The sequence below is a fragment of the Pseudomonas sp. ef1 genome, from assembly GCF_007293365.2.
Taxonomy (GTDB): domain Bacteria; phylum Pseudomonadota; class Gammaproteobacteria; order Pseudomonadales; family Pseudomonadaceae; genus Aquipseudomonas; species Aquipseudomonas siliginis.
In genome coordinates this window covers 3,029,666-3,044,737 of record NZ_CM129815.1, presented here as the reverse complement: position 1 = coordinate 3,044,737, position 15,072 = coordinate 3,029,666, and the positions used below count along the sequence as shown (strand labels likewise).

Here is a 15,072-nt window from a genome sequence, read left to right as displayed (position 1 = left end):
GCCCTTCGCGAGCAGGCTCGCTCCCACACTTGGAAATGCAATCCCTGTGGGAGCGAGCCTGCTCGCGAAAGCGTCAGTCTGCGGCACATGCCCATCAGGCAGAAACAAAAATGCCAAGCGCTATGCCTGGCATTTTGTGTAGCTCATCTGCCGCGCAATGGCGAATCAGAACGGCAGTTTCATACCCGCCGGCAGGTTCATGCCGGCGGTCATGCTGCCCATTTTTTCCTGGCTGTTGGCTTCGATCTTGCGCACGGCGTCGTTGACGGCGGCGGCGACCACGGCTTCGAGCATTTCCTTGTCGTCTTCGCTCAGGCCTTCGACCAGGCTTGGGTCGATGCTCACGCTTTTAACGTCGTGACGACCGGTCATCACCACGGTGACCATGTCGCCGCCGGCCTTGCCGGTGACTTCGGCGTTGGCCAGTTCTTCCTGCATCTTGGCCATTTTTTCCTGCATCTGCTGCGCCTGCTTCATCAGGCCGGCCATGCCACCTTTCATCATGGGAATCACCTCAAACGTACTTGGATAAAACAGCGCCCGGCCATCTTGGCCGAGCACCTTCAGTTATTAGCCTTGGGTGACCAAGGCGTCGACAGGTTCAATAGTATCGCTTCGCACCACCGCGCCGAACTGCTGAACCATCTGCTGGATGAACGGATCACCGTGGATCGATTCCTCGGCCTCGCGCTGGCGATTGGCGCGGCGGCGGGAGGCGGCCTGGGCCGGGGTTTCCTGCTCGGGCTTGATCAGCTCGATGGTCAGCGTCAGCGTGCGCCCGTGGAACTGGTTCAACGCGTCGTTGAGACGACGCTGTTGCGTGGCGTTGAACAGCGCGCTGTGGGCCGGATCGAGGTGCATCAACCAATGATCGCCGTCGACCGCAATCAACGTGCAGTTGGCGGCGATGCTGCCGGTCATGCCGGAAATCGGCAGCTTCGGGAACAGCTCCAGCCATTGCAGGGCCAGGCCGGTGGCCGGCGCGGCGGCAGGTTCCGGCTCGGGCTCAGGCTCGGGATCGGCGGCGTGTTCGCTGGCCAGTTCGTCGAGGTAGCTGTAGGCCGAATCCATGTCCGGCTCGATGTAGTCTTCATCCAGCGGCGGTTCGTCGTCCATGTCCATGCCCGGCGTAGCGGCATCGACCTCGGCGACGGAAGGCTCGGGAATCGGCGCAGCGGCCCACTCCGGCGCATCCGGGACCACGCTGTCCGGGGTCGGCAGCGGCATCGGCGGCAATTCAGGCTGCTCGCCGGCGGTTTCCAGCACCGGTTCGACGGCGGGTTGCTGAACTGGCGCCGGCTCGGCCTCGGCTTCCACCGGGTCGTTCCATGGCAGATCGACCACGGTTTCGACGGCGACTGGCTCAGGCTCCGGGTGCGCTTCGACAACCGGCACAACCGGTTCTGGCTCGGCAGCCGGCGCTGCTACTGGTGCGGGCGCGGGTGCTGGCGCAGCAGCCGCAGCCGCAGCCGCAGCGACCACCGGCGCAGGCTTGGGCGCGGCAGCCACTGAGTTTGCGGAATCAACTGTGGCCTGGCTGATCCCCACTGGCTTTAGCGGTTGCCTCGGCGCGTCCGCCGTATCCGCCGGGCGGAACGCGAGCATCCGCAGCAAGACCATCTCGAAACCGCCGCGCGGGTCCGGCGCCAGCGGCAAATCGCGACGACCGATCAGGCCCATCTGGTAATAGAACTGCACGTCTTCGGCCGGCAACGCCTGGGCCAGGGCCAATACGCGATCACGGTCGCCGTGGCCATTGTCGACGCCTTCCGGCAGCGCCTGAGCGATGGCCACGCGGTGCAGCACGTTGAGAATTTCCGAGAGCACGCCGTTCCAGTCCGGGCCTTGCTCGGCCAGATGCCGCACGGCTTCGAGCAGCGCCTTGGCATCGCCTTCGATCAGCGCATGCAGCACGTCATAGACCTGACCGTGATCCAGCGTGCCGAGCATCGCGCGCACGTCGGTCGCGAGGACCTTGCCTTCACCGAACGCGATGGCCTGATCGGTCAGGCTCATGGCGTCGCGCATCGAGCCGTCAGCAGCGCGGCCGAGCAGCCACAGTGCGTCGTCTTCGAAAGGTACGTTTTCTGCGGTCAGGACGTGGGTCAAATGCTCGACCACACGCTCGGGCGTCATGTTCTTCAGGGAAAACTGCAGGCAGCGCGAAAGAATCGTTGCCGGAAGTTTCTGCGGATCGGTGGTCGCCAGGATGAACTTGACGTAGGGCGGCGGCTCTTCGAGGGTTTTCAACAGCGCATTGAAGGAATGGCTGGAAAGCATGTGCACTTCGTCGATCAGGTAGACCTTGAAGCGCCCACGGCTTGGCGCGTACTGCACGTTATCGAGCAGTTCGCGGGTGTCTTCGACCTTGGTGCGGCTGGCAGCGTCGATCTCGATCAGGTCGACAAAACGGCCTTCATCGATCTCGCGGCACACCGAACACTCGCCGCAGGGGCTGGAAGTGATACCTGTCTCGCAGTTCAGGCACTTGGCAATGATCCGCGCGATGGTGGTCTTGCCGACCCCGCGCGTCCCGGTGAACAGGTAAGCGTGGTGCAGCCGTTGGCTGTCCAAGGCATTGATCAGAGCCTTGAGCACATGGGTCTGGCCGACCATTTCGCGGAACGAGCGCGGACGCCATTTACGTGCAAGAACCTGATAACTCATCGAAAACCGTCGCAGCGAAGGAAGCAGAAGCGGCTAATGCTAGCGGAGCAAGGGCAAAATTGCATCCGGTGTCCTCGTCTAATATGGCTAAGCTGCACCAGCAGAGGCTTTTATCGGCTCGGGACGAGGAATTACCGGAGCGTTTATGCGGTGGGCCGTGGCGGCATTGCTGGGAATCAGCCTCAACGCGATGGCAGCGCAGGCGCCGTTGCGTTTCGCCGTGCCGGACAGTTGGGCGATGCCGATGGTGCAACTGCAAGGCGGCAGACCGACGCAAGGCATCCTGCACGACGTCCTGCTCAGCCTGGCGACCCAGGTTGGCGCGCCGGCACAGTTCGTCGTCCTGCCGCGCGCGCGGGTACAGAGCGCCATGGAACACGGCGACATCGATGTGCGCTGCTATGCCGCGCAGTCGTGGCTGCCGAATCAGTCCGGCGATTACATCTGGAGCGTGCCGTTGTGGTTCCAGCGCGACCTGCTGATCAGCCGCAAGGAACAACCGGCGCAGATCGATCCCGCCCGGCTGCCGCGCCAGGCCATCGGCACCGTCCTCGGTTACAGCTACCCTACCCTGCAACCGCTGTTCGACGCTGACCAGTTGCAACGCGAAGACGCGCGCAATCAGGAACAGGTACTGGAAAAGCTGCTGGCCGGGCGATACCGCTATGCGGTGAGCAATCAGTGGACACTGGACTGGATCAATCAACGCCTGCTGCCGGAGCAGCAGTTGCAGGGGGTCGCGGTGCTGCAGGAACAGAATATCGGCTGCTATGTGAGGAACGACCCGAACGTGCCGGTGCAGCTGATCTTGCGCACGCTGCTGCGCATGAAAATGTCCGGCGAGATTGACGACATTATCCGGTTGTACACCGGCGCCTCTTCAACCACACCCTAGCTCCCACAGGGTTGGCCGGGTCAATAACCGTGCGACTCGCGGAATTTTGGCTCGCGGCTGTGGTGATAATCGATCCACTCCACCACGTCGTAAGGCAGATAAAGCTGCTGCCGGGCACGGGACACGGCGATGTACACGGCACAGATGCGCTGATCGAACTCGTAGGCATCCTTGAATTTCTCGTTACTGAGCAACGTCCGGGTCAACAGCACGCGCTTGAACTCCATGCCGCCAGCCCGCTCGGCCATCATCAACAGGCAGGCTTTGCCTGGCTCGATGATCTTTTGGCTCAGGCGAGTCAGGTCGGCAATCATGAAGCCGTTTTGCAACTGCGCCTCGATCCACAAGAAAGCCTCATCGAACTGGTTGGCGGCGCGCACCTGCTGCCAATCAGCCATGTCGCTGAAATACGGGTGCGGTCCTTTCTCGCTGGACCCGGCGTTGTAGAAATCGCGGCGGAACAGTTCGATGGCGGTGGTCATGAAATGCTTGATGTCGTCCTGCGCTTCCCGGTCGGGGAAACTGAAGGCGCAATTGCAATCGTGCAGGTGGATGGCCCACATCATCGTGTCCCACGGTGAAGCGGTCAGCACCACGCAACCTTCGGGCGGCACGAAGGCTTGCGGGTAGTACTCGATATCGACGTCGGCGTGACGAGCGCCTTCGAACGGCACTTTGCTCTTGTGCGTGTGGCGCGAGATCAGCGGATTGACCAGGCGCTCGACATTGCGCCCCGAACGCACCGAATAGCAGATATCGCTCTGACGAACTTCACGCTTGCGCTTGGGCGCCTCGCCCGTGGCCTGCTGATATTCATCGCCGAGGGTGATCAGCACCTGCTGCCCGCGCTCGATGATTTGCAGCAGCGACGCCGGCACGTCCTGGCTTTCGTCGATGATCACATGGGTATAGCGCGGCGGGACGCGGCAACCGGCCAGACTGGCGCGCTTGATCATGAGCAACGTCGGAAAGCCAGTCTGGCTGGCCCAGGCCGGATTGGCCTCGAGATACACCCACAGGCGACTGGAATATTCCAGCAGCGCCTGTGAGTCTGCGCCGCTCAAGGGCTGCTGAAAATGCGGCAGGTGCCTGGCGGATAGCGTGTGATCTCTTGAGGCGCAATACAGCTCCAGCACGCGCAGACAAACCTCCAGAGTGCCCTGCCCATCGTGGTGGCGAAAGCCGAACATATTCAGTTCCTGCGCCAGCGCCTGCCTGCTCGGGATCCGCGCTGGCGTCCTGGCCATGTGCGATCGGGGGCCATGCAACTGGGCCTGGGCAAAATCGTAGAAGGTCTGGCCAATTTCCGTGTCGTGCACTTGCACGATGTGCTTGCGCAACGTCGCCAGTTTCGCCGGGGTGCGCGCCAGTACCAGGGTGCGTTTCGAGCGCAGGCATTCGATCAGCGCGCTGAGCATGTAGCTCTTGCCGATGCCCGCATAACCCTGCACGTGCAGGTCTTCGTCGAGGTTGGCTCGGAAGGTTCGCAGCAGCTTGTCCTGCGCCGCGCTTAACCAGTGCTCGCGCTCGCGTGGCGTGACCATTTGCTGGCTGAACGGATTGTTCTGTTGCTGATGGCGAATTTTGTAGTCCACATCCCACTGCCCGCCGGGCAACAGGTATTCCTGCGCTGTGACTTCATCGGCCATGAGAAAGCGCAGGTTCAGGCCTTTGAGCGCATTGAGGCCGAAATACAATTTGCGCGAATCGAATAGACGCCGCGCCTCTGCAAGCAGTCCCGCCGATCCGGAGCGCCGGGAGGTGACAGACCAGTCAATGAGTCTGGCGAGAATTTTCTCCGCTGCGCTGGCACTCAGGTCCTTTTCCGTGGCCTGGGCAAGGTTCTGGATGACCAGCACCGCCGCCAGTTCCGGGTCGCTCAGGTTGGCGAGTGCCGCGTCACCGTTGGGCTGCAACAGCGCCGTACACGCATCATGGGTGATGGGCAGAAATACCGGGGTGGCCAAATCAAAATGTTCCGGGTGCATACAACCTCGCCGCCTGGGCTTTGACACTCACCAGATCAGTCCTGGTCATTCTCGTCGTGCATTTCATGGGACTGCGGCAAGTTTCCTTCACTGCCGGCCTCGGGGCTGATGCGCAGCTCGAAGGAGTAACTGCCGAGCGTGCCGGACATGCCGCGTCGTTCAGTGCCGCTGGCCACCGCCGCCGCATCGATCTGCGCCTGCACTTCGTAGAGCGCCATTTCGAGCAGTTTGCGCAGGTGTTCAGGGTTTTGCGCGGTGGCTTGCAGCTGCAGGTCGTACTTTGCGGTCAGCGAGTCTGATGCGTGCTCGACGATCGCCGATTGTGCCTCCACCGGGACCGACTGTTCAGGCTCTTCTGCCGCGTTGAAAACAGCAGATGCCGCCAGAATCGCAGCGTGTTCTTCATCCATCAGGTCGAGCACTCGCGACAGTTCCAGCGTGCGCTCGGGCTGATCCTGCATCTGCGTTTTGACTTCCAGACGCCGCATCTGCCATTCGCGCAGTTTTTCACGAGTCAGATCGTCGATTTCACCCACTTGCCTTACCTCTCAATGCCAGGCGAGGGAGTATGCCACTGTTCGCCGTCCACGGCCGCACGGGCACCGGGACGCTGCGCTGCTGATCCGCGCGTTTCTGATGTCGGAGCAACGCCACTAGCCAAATCGCAGGCATAAAAAAACCGCAGTGGGCGAAACCCATGCAGTTCTGTCTGAAGCCTTGGCTGGTTCGTTAAGGTGGTGCCCCCACCAGCCACACCCCGGCACACAATGTTCCCGCTGTGGCTGCTTCCTTCCGGATCTGACCAGGTTCACGGGTAATCGTTGCGGGGGGACCGATGGGGTCACCATAACGACGCTTGCCTGTCGGCGAGCCGCGCCATTGTACCTGTCTGAGATGAAGTTACAACCGTTGGTTGCAGATAAAAAATACCAACAGGTTCAAGGACATGCGGTGACGCCAAAAGATCGCAGCCTGCGCCAGCTTCTACAGGGCCAGGACTTCGTCTGCGCGACCGCCCGCATCCTGGATCACAAGATGAATGAAGTGCAGCTTGGCGATCGCCGCTGCCGGCAGTACGAACGGATAGAAATCCGGCTGGCCCATGCTGCGCGACAGTTCGTTGAGCATGCCCGCCAGCTCGATCCACGCATTGACGAATGACAGGAAAGCGCCACCGCCGGGGTGCTCCGGGTCGTACAGGGTGCTGGTCGGAAACGGCTGATAGTCGAAGTCCATTTCCCGCGCGCTCATGCCAAAGCCCAGCGCCGTGTCGACCGCATCCATCATGTGCAGGTAATGCGCCCAGGTTTCCGCCCAGTCTTCCCACGGATGCATGGTCGCGTAGGCACTGACGTAGTGCTGCGGCCAGTCCAGCGGCGCGCCTTGCTGGTAATGCCGGTCCAGCGCCTCGGCGTAACTGGCGCGCTCGTCGCCGAACAGATTGCGGAACGCCTCCAGCCAAGGGCCGTTGGCGATGAGGCGATCCCAATAGTAGTGGCCGACCTCATGGCGAAAATGCCCGAGCAGCGTGCGGTAAGGTTCGTGCATCGCCGCCCTGACCTGCTCACGGTGAGCGTCGTCGGCCTCTTTGATGTCGAGGGTGATCAGGCCGTTGGCATGGCCGGTCATCGGCGCGTTGCCTTCGAGGTCGACACCGATGAAGTCAAACGCCAGCCCGATTTCTTCATCCGTGGTTTTCGGGATGACCGGCAAGCCGAGGGTGATCAGTTGCGCGACCAGTCGACGCTTGGCGATTTCGACCTTGCGCCAGCGTTCGGGATTTTCCGCGACGGACAGGTCGGGAATGGTGCGGTTGAGGCTGCAAGCGATGCACAAGGTGTCGTGATCGTTGGCCGGCAGCAGCCAGTTGCACGCGGCGGGCATGTCGAGGTTGGCGCAGCGGCGGAACAGTCCGGCGTCGGGATCGGCGTCGAGCGTCCAGGTGCCCTCTTCCGGCCCCGGCTGCAGCGAGGTCAGGCGACTTTGTTCAGGTTGATAGCCAAGCAAGGCGTTACAGGCCAGGCACTGACTGTTGCGAAAGAACAGCGACTGGCCGCAACGGCACGGCCAGACTTTGCTGTTGCGCGAGGATCCGGCCACGAACGGCGCGATGATGCGGGAACTGAGCTGCTCGAAAAAGCGGTGCATGGCGATCTCTCCCTGGGACTGGCCAAGACTAGATCATCCGGAAGACAACATCGTTCCCGAATATAGCCCGCTCCTGAGTGACACCGCCGTTGTGGTGAGGGGATTTATCCCCGCTCGACTGCGCAGCAGTCGCAAAACACCGTACACGCGATACAGATAAAATGATCGGCCGCAGGGTTTTGGGGTCGCTGCGCAACCCAGCGGGGATAAATCCCCTCACCACAGGGGTTCATCCGGACAGGGATAAATCCCCTCACCACAGGGGTTCATCCGGTCAGACGGCGACGCCGTGGGTTTTGAGGAAGGCGATAAACGCTTCCTCGTCCATGACCTTCACACCAAGCTCGTTGGCCTTGGTCAGTTTCGAGCCGGCACCCGGGCCTGCGACCACGCAATGGGTTTTCGCCGACACCGAACCGGCGACCTTGGCACCCAGGCTTTCCAGATGATCCTTGGCCACATCCCGGCTCATCAGTTCGACCTTGCCGGTCAGCACCCAGGTTTCCCCGGACAGCGGCAGACCTTCGACGACTTTCTTCTCGCTCTGCCAATGCATGCCGAAATCGCGCAACTGCTGCTCGGCTTGCTCGGCCAGTTGCCGATGCTCAGGCGAGGCGAAGAACTCGCGCACCGAGTTGGCCTGCTTCTCCGGCAATGCCTGACGCATGTCCAGCCAGTCAGCGTTCATCACTGCTTCCAGCGAGCCAAAGCGGTCGGCGAGTTTCTGCGCACCACCGGGGCCGACGAAAGGAATGTGCAGTTTGTCGAGCAAGCCACCCAGCGTGGTACTGGCGGCGAATTCGGCGCCCAACTCGCCTTGATCCTGAATCTGCAAACCATGGCCGAGCAATTCGCTGATGACCTGCTGGTTGTGCGCATCCTCAAAGAAACTGTGAATCTCGTGCGCCACTTCCAGGCCGACATCCGGCAGGTAGGTCAGCACATGGGGCAAGGCCTGTTGCACGCGCTCCAGCGAACCCAGCGAACGCGCCAGCACTTTCGCCGTTTCTTCACCGACATCGGGAATGCCGAGGGCGTAGATGAAACGTGCCAGGCTCGGTTGCTTGCTGTCTTCGATGGCTTTGAGAAGCTTGTTGCTCGATACCTCGGCGAAGCCTTCCAGATCGACGATGTCGTCGAACTTCAGCGCATACAGATCGGCCGGCGAACTGACCAGACCTTCGTCGACCAGTTGCTCGACGCTCTTGTCGCCCAAGCCTTCGATGTCCATGGCCCGGCGCGAGACGAAGTGAATGATCGCCTGTTTCAGTTGCGCACCGCAGGCCAGTCGGCCGACGCAGCGATACACCGCGCCTTCGCTGAAGGTTTCCTTGCCCTTGCTGCGCTTGACCAGTTGCGTGCGTTCAACGTGGGAGCCGCACACCGGGCAACTTTCAGGAATGGCCACCGGGCGCGCGTCATCGGGGCGACGCTCGGTGATCACTTGCACCACTTGCGGAATCACATCGCCGGCGCGGCGAATGATCACCGTGTCGCCGATCATCAGGCCCAGACGCGCGACTTCGTCCATGTTGTGCAATGTGGCGTTGGCCACGGTGACGCCGGCGACTTTCACCGGTTTCAGGCGCGCCACGGGAGTTACCGCACCAGTGCGGCCGACCTGGAATTCCACGTCGAGCAGCTCGGTGAGTTCTTCCATCGCCGGGAATTTGTGCGCGATCGCCCAGCGCGGCTCGCGGGCGCGGAAGCCCAGTTCCCGCTGGTCGGCAATGCTGTTGACCTTGAACACCACGCCATCGATTTCATAGGCCAGCGAGTTACGGCGCTCGCCGATGTCGCGGTAATACTCCAGGCACTCGTCGATGCCCTTGGCCAGCTTCAGTTCGTGACTGATCGGCATGCCCCACTTCTGCAACTGCTTGAGGTTACCGATGTGGGTGTCGGCGATATCGTGAGACACCTGGCCGATGCCATAGCAGCAGAATTCCAGCGGCCGATTGGCGGTGATCTTCGAGTCGAGCTGGCGCAGGCTGCCTGCTGCCGCGTTGCGCGGGTTGGCGAAGGTCTTGCCGCCGATTTCCAGTTGCGAAGCATTGAGGCGCTCGAAACCGGCCTTGGACATGAACACTTCACCGCGCACTTCCAGCGTCGCCGGCCAGCCTTCGCCATGCAGCTTCAGCGGAATATTGCGCACGGTGCGCACGTTGACGCTGATGTCTTCGCCGGTGGTGCCATCGCCACGGGTGGCGCCGCGCACCAGCAGACCATCCTGATACAGCAGGCTGACCGCCAGGCCATCAAGCTTCGGCTCGCAGCTGTATTCCACCGCCGCGCCGCCACCAAACAGATCGCCGGCCGGCACGTCGAGGCCTTCGTTGACGCGGCGATCGAACTCGCGCATGTCGGATTCTTCGAAGGCGTTGCCGAGGCTGAGCATCGGGATTTCGTGACGCACCTGAGTGAACGCAGTCAACGCCATGCTACCGACGCGCTGGGTCGGCGAATCGCTGGTGATCAGTTCCGGGTTGGCCGCTTCCAGTGCCTTGAGCTCGTGAAACAAGCGGTCGTATTCGGCATCGGGAATGCTCGGCTCGTCGAGAACGTGATAGCGATAGTTGTGCTGATCCAGCTCAGCGCGCAGCTCTAGAATGCGGGTTTTGGCGGCGGTCATGGGTGTTCTCTCATAAAGCAAAAGAGCAGCCGAGGCTGCTCCAGTTTTATTCCATTATCGGCGGTGTGGCCAGAAGATCGCAGCCTCGTTGCACTCGTCAGCTCCTACAGTATCGCGATCCTCTGTAGGAGCTGCCGAAGGCTGCGATCTTTTGATCTGGCCTTAGCGCTTCTGGGTCAATGCGCGGCGTTCGAATTCGACGATGCGCTGACGGTAATGCTCAATCGTCTGCGCGGTCAGTACGCTGCGCTGATCGTCTTTCAATTCGCCGTTCAATTCCTGGGACAGCTTGCGGGCTGCCGCAACCATCACGTCGAAGGCCTGCTTTGGATGACGCGGGCCTGGCAGACCGAGGAAGAAGCTCACCGCCGGAGTGCTGAAGTGGTCGATGTCGTCCAGATCGAAGATACCCGGCTTGACCGCGTTGGCCATGGAGAACAGCACTTCACCGTTGCCGGCCATGCTTTCGTGGCGGTGGAAAATGTCCATCTCGCCGAAACGCAGGCCGCTTTCGAGAATGTTCTGCAACAGCGCCGGGCCTTTGAAGCCGGCCGGGTCGCGGCAGATCACGCTGATCACCAGGACTTCTTCGGCTTGCGGCTGATCTTTTTCCGCCACGGCAGGTGCAGGCTTGCTGTCTTCGGCGAAATCGTCGTCACGGCTGCTGAAGCTCGGACCGCCGTCCAGATCGAGGTCGAGGTTGAGGTCGCCCTGCGCCGGGCCGTTGCTGCCGCGCTTGCCACGTTTCGAACCGGATTCACGCGGCTCGCGGGCTTCGCGGTTGGGCATGCTCACCGACGGCAGATCGTGCTCGTCCAGTTGCGGCTCTTTGTGCGTGTCCAAGACGCGGGCCGGGCCCAACAGCTCGGCGCTGGTGTCCTCGTCCGGCAGATTGGACAGGCTCCGGTCGAGACGGAATTTCAGCTTTCCCTTGCCGCCACGCATACGGCGCCAGCCATCGAAAAGAATACCGGCTATCACAATGATGCCGATGACGATCAGCCACTCGCGCAGACCGATTTCCATGTAATCCCGTGCCTCTATAAAAAATGCTGAAAAATAAGGGGTTTACACTGCGTAAACCGCTTTAAAACGTGGCGCCAACTCTATGTTCTGACAGGCGTTTTGCCCACGTATACGAAAAATTGACATTAAACTAGCACGATCAAAGGCTTCGCAGCTACAAGCTTTAAGCTCCAAGCCACAAGCCGTCCACTTGCAGCTTGGAGCTTGTAACTCGCAGCCGCGCCGCTAGGCGTCCACCATCGCCATCGCCTCCTCGACATCCACCGCCACCAGTCGCGAGCAGCCCGGCTCATGCATCGTCACGCCCATCAACTGTTCGGCCATTTCCATGGCGATCTTGTTGTGGGTGATGTAGATGAACTGCACGGTCTGCGACATCTCTTTGACCAGGCGTGCGTAGCGTCCAACGTTAGCGTCATCCAGTGGCGCGTCAACCTCATCGAGCATGCAGAACGGCGCCGGGTTCAACTTGAAGATGGCAAAAACCAGGGCCAGTGCAGTCAAGGCTTTCTCGCCGCCAGAGAGCAAATGGATGGTGCTGTTCTTCTTCCCGGGCGGCTGCGCCATGATCGTCACCCCTGTATCGAGTAGATCTTCGCCCGTCAGTTCCAAATACGCGCGCCCGCCACCGAAAACTTTCGGGAAAAGTGCCTGCAAACCGCCGTTGATCTGATCAAAGGTATCTTTGAAACGGTTGCGGGTTTCCTTGTCGATCTTGCGGATGACGTTTTCCAGGGTCTCCAGCGCCTCGACCAGATCGGCGTCCTGCGCATCCAGATAACGTTTACGCTCCGATTGTTGCGTGTATTCATCGATGGCCGCGAGGTTGATCGCACCCAGGCGCTGAATCCGCGCGTTGATGCGTTCGAGTTCTTCTTCGGCCTCGCGTTCACTGGCTTGCGCCGTCAATGTGGCGAGCACGCCGTTGAGATCGTAGCCATCTTCGAGCAATTGATCCTGCAAAGCCTTGCGCCGTACGGTCAGCGCCTGCCATTCCATGCGCTGTTGTTCGAGCTGGCCGCGAATCAACTGCGATTGCTGCTCGGCCTGGGTGCGGCGTTTTTCCGCGTCGCGCAATTCACGATCGGCGTCTTCCAGGGCGATCTGCGCAGTCTTGAGTTCTTCATCGACGGTCATGCGCTTGTCGAGCAGTTCTTCGAGTTTCAGACGCAGCTCTTCCAGCGGTGCCTCGCCCTCCTCCAGATTCAGACTCAACTGTTCGCGCTTTTCAGTCAGACGCTCGGCCTGCATTTCCAGACGCTCCAGCGCCTGCCGGGTGGAATCGTGCTGGGCACGCAGCGAGCCGAGACGCACGGCCAATTGATGGGCGTGATCCTTGTGCTGCCGCGCTTCCTGACGCACGCGATCGAGGCGTTCGCGCAGGCTGTCGCGCTGGGCCAGCAGCAACTCGCGCTGCTCGGTATCCAGCGCCATGGCGTCCAGCGCTTCCTGCAAATTCATGCGCGCTTCGCCGACCTGCTCGTGCTCAAGCTCGCGCTGTTCGGCGAGTTCGACCAGCTCTTCATCGAGACGGGTGCGGCGCAATGTCAGCTGTTCGGCTTTGGCCTTACCGGCGGACAACTGCGCTTTCAGTTCGCCTTGCTGGCGCGCTTCGTCCTGCAGCAAGCGGCGCAGATGTTCGCGGCCGTTTTCCTGCTGGCGCTGTTGCGCGCGCAAGGTTTGCAGACGGGTTTCCATGGCCTCGACGGTGGCTTCGCGCTCTTCGCGTTCAAGCTGCAAGTCTTCGATTTCCTGGCCACGGGCGAGCATGCCGCTTTCCGCTTCGCTGGCGCGACGTACGCGTAAAAAGTGTCGTCCGACCCAATAGCCGTCGCGGCTGATCAGGCTTTGCCCGGCGCTCAACTGACCGCGCAACGCCAGCGCCTGTTCAAGGCTGTCGACCGGTTTGACCTGGCCGAGCCACGGCGACAGATCGATCTGCGCCTCGACCTTGTCCAGCAGGCTGCCAGCCACCCGCACGCCATCACTGGCCGGGCTGAGCAGGCGCAAATCGCCTTGGGTGAAACCGGACAGATCAAAACCGCTGAAATCGTCGACCAGCACCGCTTGCAGATCGGCGCCGAGCACGGTTTCCACCGCCAGCTCCCAACCGGCCTCGACCTTCAGGCCTTCGGCCAGACGCGGACGCTCGGCGAGATTGTGTTCTTTCAACCATTCGGCGGTGCCGGTGCCCGGGTCGAGCGCGGCCTGTTGCAAGGCTTCCAGCGACGCCAAACGACCGTTGAGCCGCTGTAGATCGCCCTGCGCCTGCTGCTGCGCGGTCAACGCCTGCTGCAACTCCTGACGCAGTTGTTCGAGCTTTTCGACCTGCGCTTCTTCGCTGGTCTGTAAATCTTCCAGGGTCGCTTCGGACTCGGCGAGCTGCTCGTTGAGCGCCATGATCGCCGCGTCTTCCGGGTCGGCGGACAGCAACGCGCGATCTTCAGCGAGGCGCTTCTGTCGGTCAGCCAGACGCTCCATGCTGTTTTCCAACTGCTGGATCCGCGATTGCTGGACTTCAGCCTGACGGCGCGGTTCGGCAGCGGTCAGGTTGAAAGCGTCCCACTGCTCCTGCCAGCCGTGCATGGTGGTTTCGGCTTCTTCTAGGGCCGCAGCGGCTTCCTCGGCGGCGGCGCTGGTGACTTCCTGCTCGGGGGTGAGCATGTCCAGTTCTTCGCCGAGGGTCAGCAGCAACGTGCGGTCGTGGCCCAGGTGCGATTCGGTTTCCAGACGCGCGCGCTCGGCTTCTTTCAGATCGTCCTGCAACTGACGCAAACGCTGCTGGCCGTGCTGGATGCTCTGCTCGACCCGGGCGATGTCGCCGCCGACCGAATAGAAGCGGCCCTGCACCAGATTGAAGCGTTCGGACAGGTCGTGGTGACCGTCACGCAGGCGTTCGATGGCGGCGTCAGCGTTACGCTGTTCAGCGACCAGCGCTTCGAAGCTGACTTCCTGGTTGCCGATGATCGACTCGCGCTGGCCGACCTGCTCGTTGAGGTCCTGCCAGCGCAGCGCCGACAGTTGCGCCTTGAGCTGACGCTCTTCGGCCTTGAGTTCCTGATACTTTTTCGCCGCCTCGGCCTGACGGTGCAGACGTTCGAGCTGGCGCTCCAGTTCTTCGCGCAGGTCGGTGAGGCGGGCGAGGTTTTCGTGGGTGCGGCGGATGCGGTTCTCGGTCTCGCGGCGGCGCTCTTTATATTTCGAGATGCCGGCGGCTTCTTCGATGAAGTTACGCAGGTCTTCGGGCTTGGATTCGATCAGCTTGGAGATCATCCCCTGTTCGATGATCGAGTAGCTGCGCGGACCGAGGCCGGTGCCGAGGAAAATATCGGTGATGTCGCGCCGACGGCATTTGGTGCCGTTGAGGTAATACGTGGTCTGGCTGTCGCGGGTGACTTTGCGGCGGATGGAAATTTCCGCGTAGGCGGCGTATTCGCCGAGCAGCGTGCCGTCGGAGTTGTCGAACACCAGCTCGATACTGGCCTGGCTCACCGGTTTGCGGCTGGTCGAGCCGTTGAAGATGACATCGGTCATCGACTCGCCACGGAGGTTCTTCGCCGAACTTTCGCCCATCACCCAGCGCACGGCGTCGATGATGTTCGACTTGCCGCAACCGTTCGGCCCGACGACCGCCGCCATGTTACTGGGGAAGTTCACCGTGGTCGGGTCGACGAAGGATTTGAACCCCGCCAGTTTGATGCACTTCAGCCGCACGC

9 protein-coding genes and 1 other RNA gene are annotated in these 15,072 nt (G+C 61.5%); 1 reads left to right on the top strand and 9 read right to left on the bottom strand.

Annotated features, from left to right (window positions below; all coding sequences use genetic code 11):
- Positions 1 to 165: 165 nt before the first annotated feature.
- The gene (locus tag FEE99_RS13870; protein ID WP_003223337.1) at positions 166 to 504 is read right to left on the bottom strand and encodes a YbaB/EbfC family nucleoid-associated protein; all 339 of its coding nucleotides are present in this window, start codon (positions 502 to 504) and stop codon (positions 166 to 168) included.
- Between the two features lie 66 nt (positions 505 to 570).
- The gene (dnaX, locus tag FEE99_RS13865) at positions 571 to 2,667 is read right to left on the bottom strand and encodes a DNA polymerase III subunit gamma/tau (protein ID WP_041479098.1); all 2,097 of its coding nucleotides are present in this window, start codon (positions 2,665 to 2,667) and stop codon (positions 571 to 573) included.
- 145 nt (positions 2,668 to 2,812) lie between these two features.
- Here dnaX and FEE99_RS13860 point away from each other — a divergent pair, with 145 nt between their 5' ends.
- Positions 2,813 to 3,562 carry a substrate-binding periplasmic protein gene (locus FEE99_RS13860; protein ID WP_041479100.1) on the top strand — a complete coding sequence of 250 codons (750 nt, stop codon included), beginning with the start codon at positions 2,813 to 2,815 and terminating at the stop codon, positions 3,560 to 3,562.
- A gap of 20 nt (positions 3,563 to 3,582) precedes the next feature.
- Here FEE99_RS13860 and FEE99_RS13855 read toward each other — a convergent pair whose 3' ends face one another.
- The 7 genes from FEE99_RS13855 to smc form a co-directional block, all read right to left on the bottom strand.
- The gene (locus FEE99_RS13855; RefSeq protein ID WP_041479101.1) at positions 3,583 to 5,550 is read right to left on the bottom strand and encodes a hypothetical protein; all 1,968 of its coding nucleotides are present in this window, start codon (positions 5,548 to 5,550) and stop codon (positions 3,583 to 3,585) included.
- Between the two features lie 35 nt (positions 5,551 to 5,585).
- The gene (locus FEE99_RS13850; RefSeq protein WP_052392186.1) at positions 5,586 to 6,086 is read right to left on the bottom strand and encodes a hypothetical protein; all 501 of its coding nucleotides are present in this window, start codon (positions 6,084 to 6,086) and stop codon (positions 5,586 to 5,588) included.
- A gap of 205 nt (positions 6,087 to 6,291) precedes the next feature.
- Positions 6,292 to 6,388: signal recognition particle sRNA small type (gene ffs, locus FEE99_RS13845), an RNA gene on the bottom strand.
- A 146-nt stretch (positions 6,389 to 6,534) separates the two neighbouring features.
- Positions 6,535 to 7,698 carry a zinc-binding metallopeptidase family protein gene (locus FEE99_RS13840; protein ID WP_041479103.1) on the bottom strand — a complete coding sequence of 388 codons (1,164 nt, stop codon included), beginning with the start codon at positions 7,696 to 7,698 and terminating at the stop codon, positions 6,535 to 6,537.
- Positions 7,699 to 7,972: 274 nt separating this feature from the next.
- A complete protein-coding gene (gene ligA, locus FEE99_RS13835; protein ID WP_064361085.1) occupies positions 7,973 to 10,330 on the bottom strand; it encodes an NAD-dependent DNA ligase LigA in 2,358 nt (785 codons plus the stop codon).
- 162 nt (positions 10,331 to 10,492) lie between these two features.
- Positions 10,493 to 11,356, bottom strand: coding sequence for a cell division protein ZipA (gene zipA / locus FEE99_RS13830; protein ID WP_041479106.1), 864 nt, complete (start codon positions 11,354 to 11,356; stop codon positions 10,493 to 10,495).
- A 225-nt stretch (positions 11,357 to 11,581) separates the two neighbouring features.
- Positions 11,582 to 15,070, bottom strand: a complete 3,489-nt coding sequence (smc, locus tag FEE99_RS13825) for a chromosome segregation protein SMC (protein WP_041479108.1) — start codon at positions 15,068 to 15,070, stop codon at positions 11,582 to 11,584.
- Positions 15,071 to 15,072: the final 2 nt, after the last annotated feature.

What these genes read in the sequence shown, in the direction of transcription:
- FEE99_RS13870 (WP_003223337.1), bottom strand. Translation starts at nt 504, where the DNA reads ATGATGAAAGGTGGCATGGCCGGCCTGATGAAGCAGGCGCAGCAGATG.
- dnaX (WP_041479098.1), bottom strand. Translation starts at nt 2,667, where the DNA reads ATGAGTTATCAGGTTCTTGCACGTAAATGGCGTCCGCGCTCGTTCCGC.
- FEE99_RS13860 (WP_041479100.1), top strand. Translation starts at nt 2,813, where the DNA reads ATGCGGTGGGCCGTGGCGGCATTGCTGGGAATCAGCCTCAACGCGATG.
- FEE99_RS13855 (WP_041479101.1), bottom strand. Translation starts at nt 5,550, where the DNA reads ATGCACCCGGAACATTTTGATTTGGCCACCCCGGTATTTCTGCCCATC.
- FEE99_RS13840 (WP_041479103.1), bottom strand. Translation starts at nt 7,698, where the DNA reads ATGCACCGCTTTTTCGAGCAGCTCAGTTCCCGCATCATCGCGCCGTTC.
- ligA (WP_064361085.1), bottom strand. Translation starts at nt 10,330, where the DNA reads ATGACCGCCGCCAAAACCCGCATTCTAGAGCTGCGCGCTGAGCTGGAT.
- zipA (WP_041479106.1), bottom strand. Translation starts at nt 11,356, where the DNA reads ATGGAAATCGGTCTGCGCGAGTGGCTGATCGTCATCGGCATCATTGTG.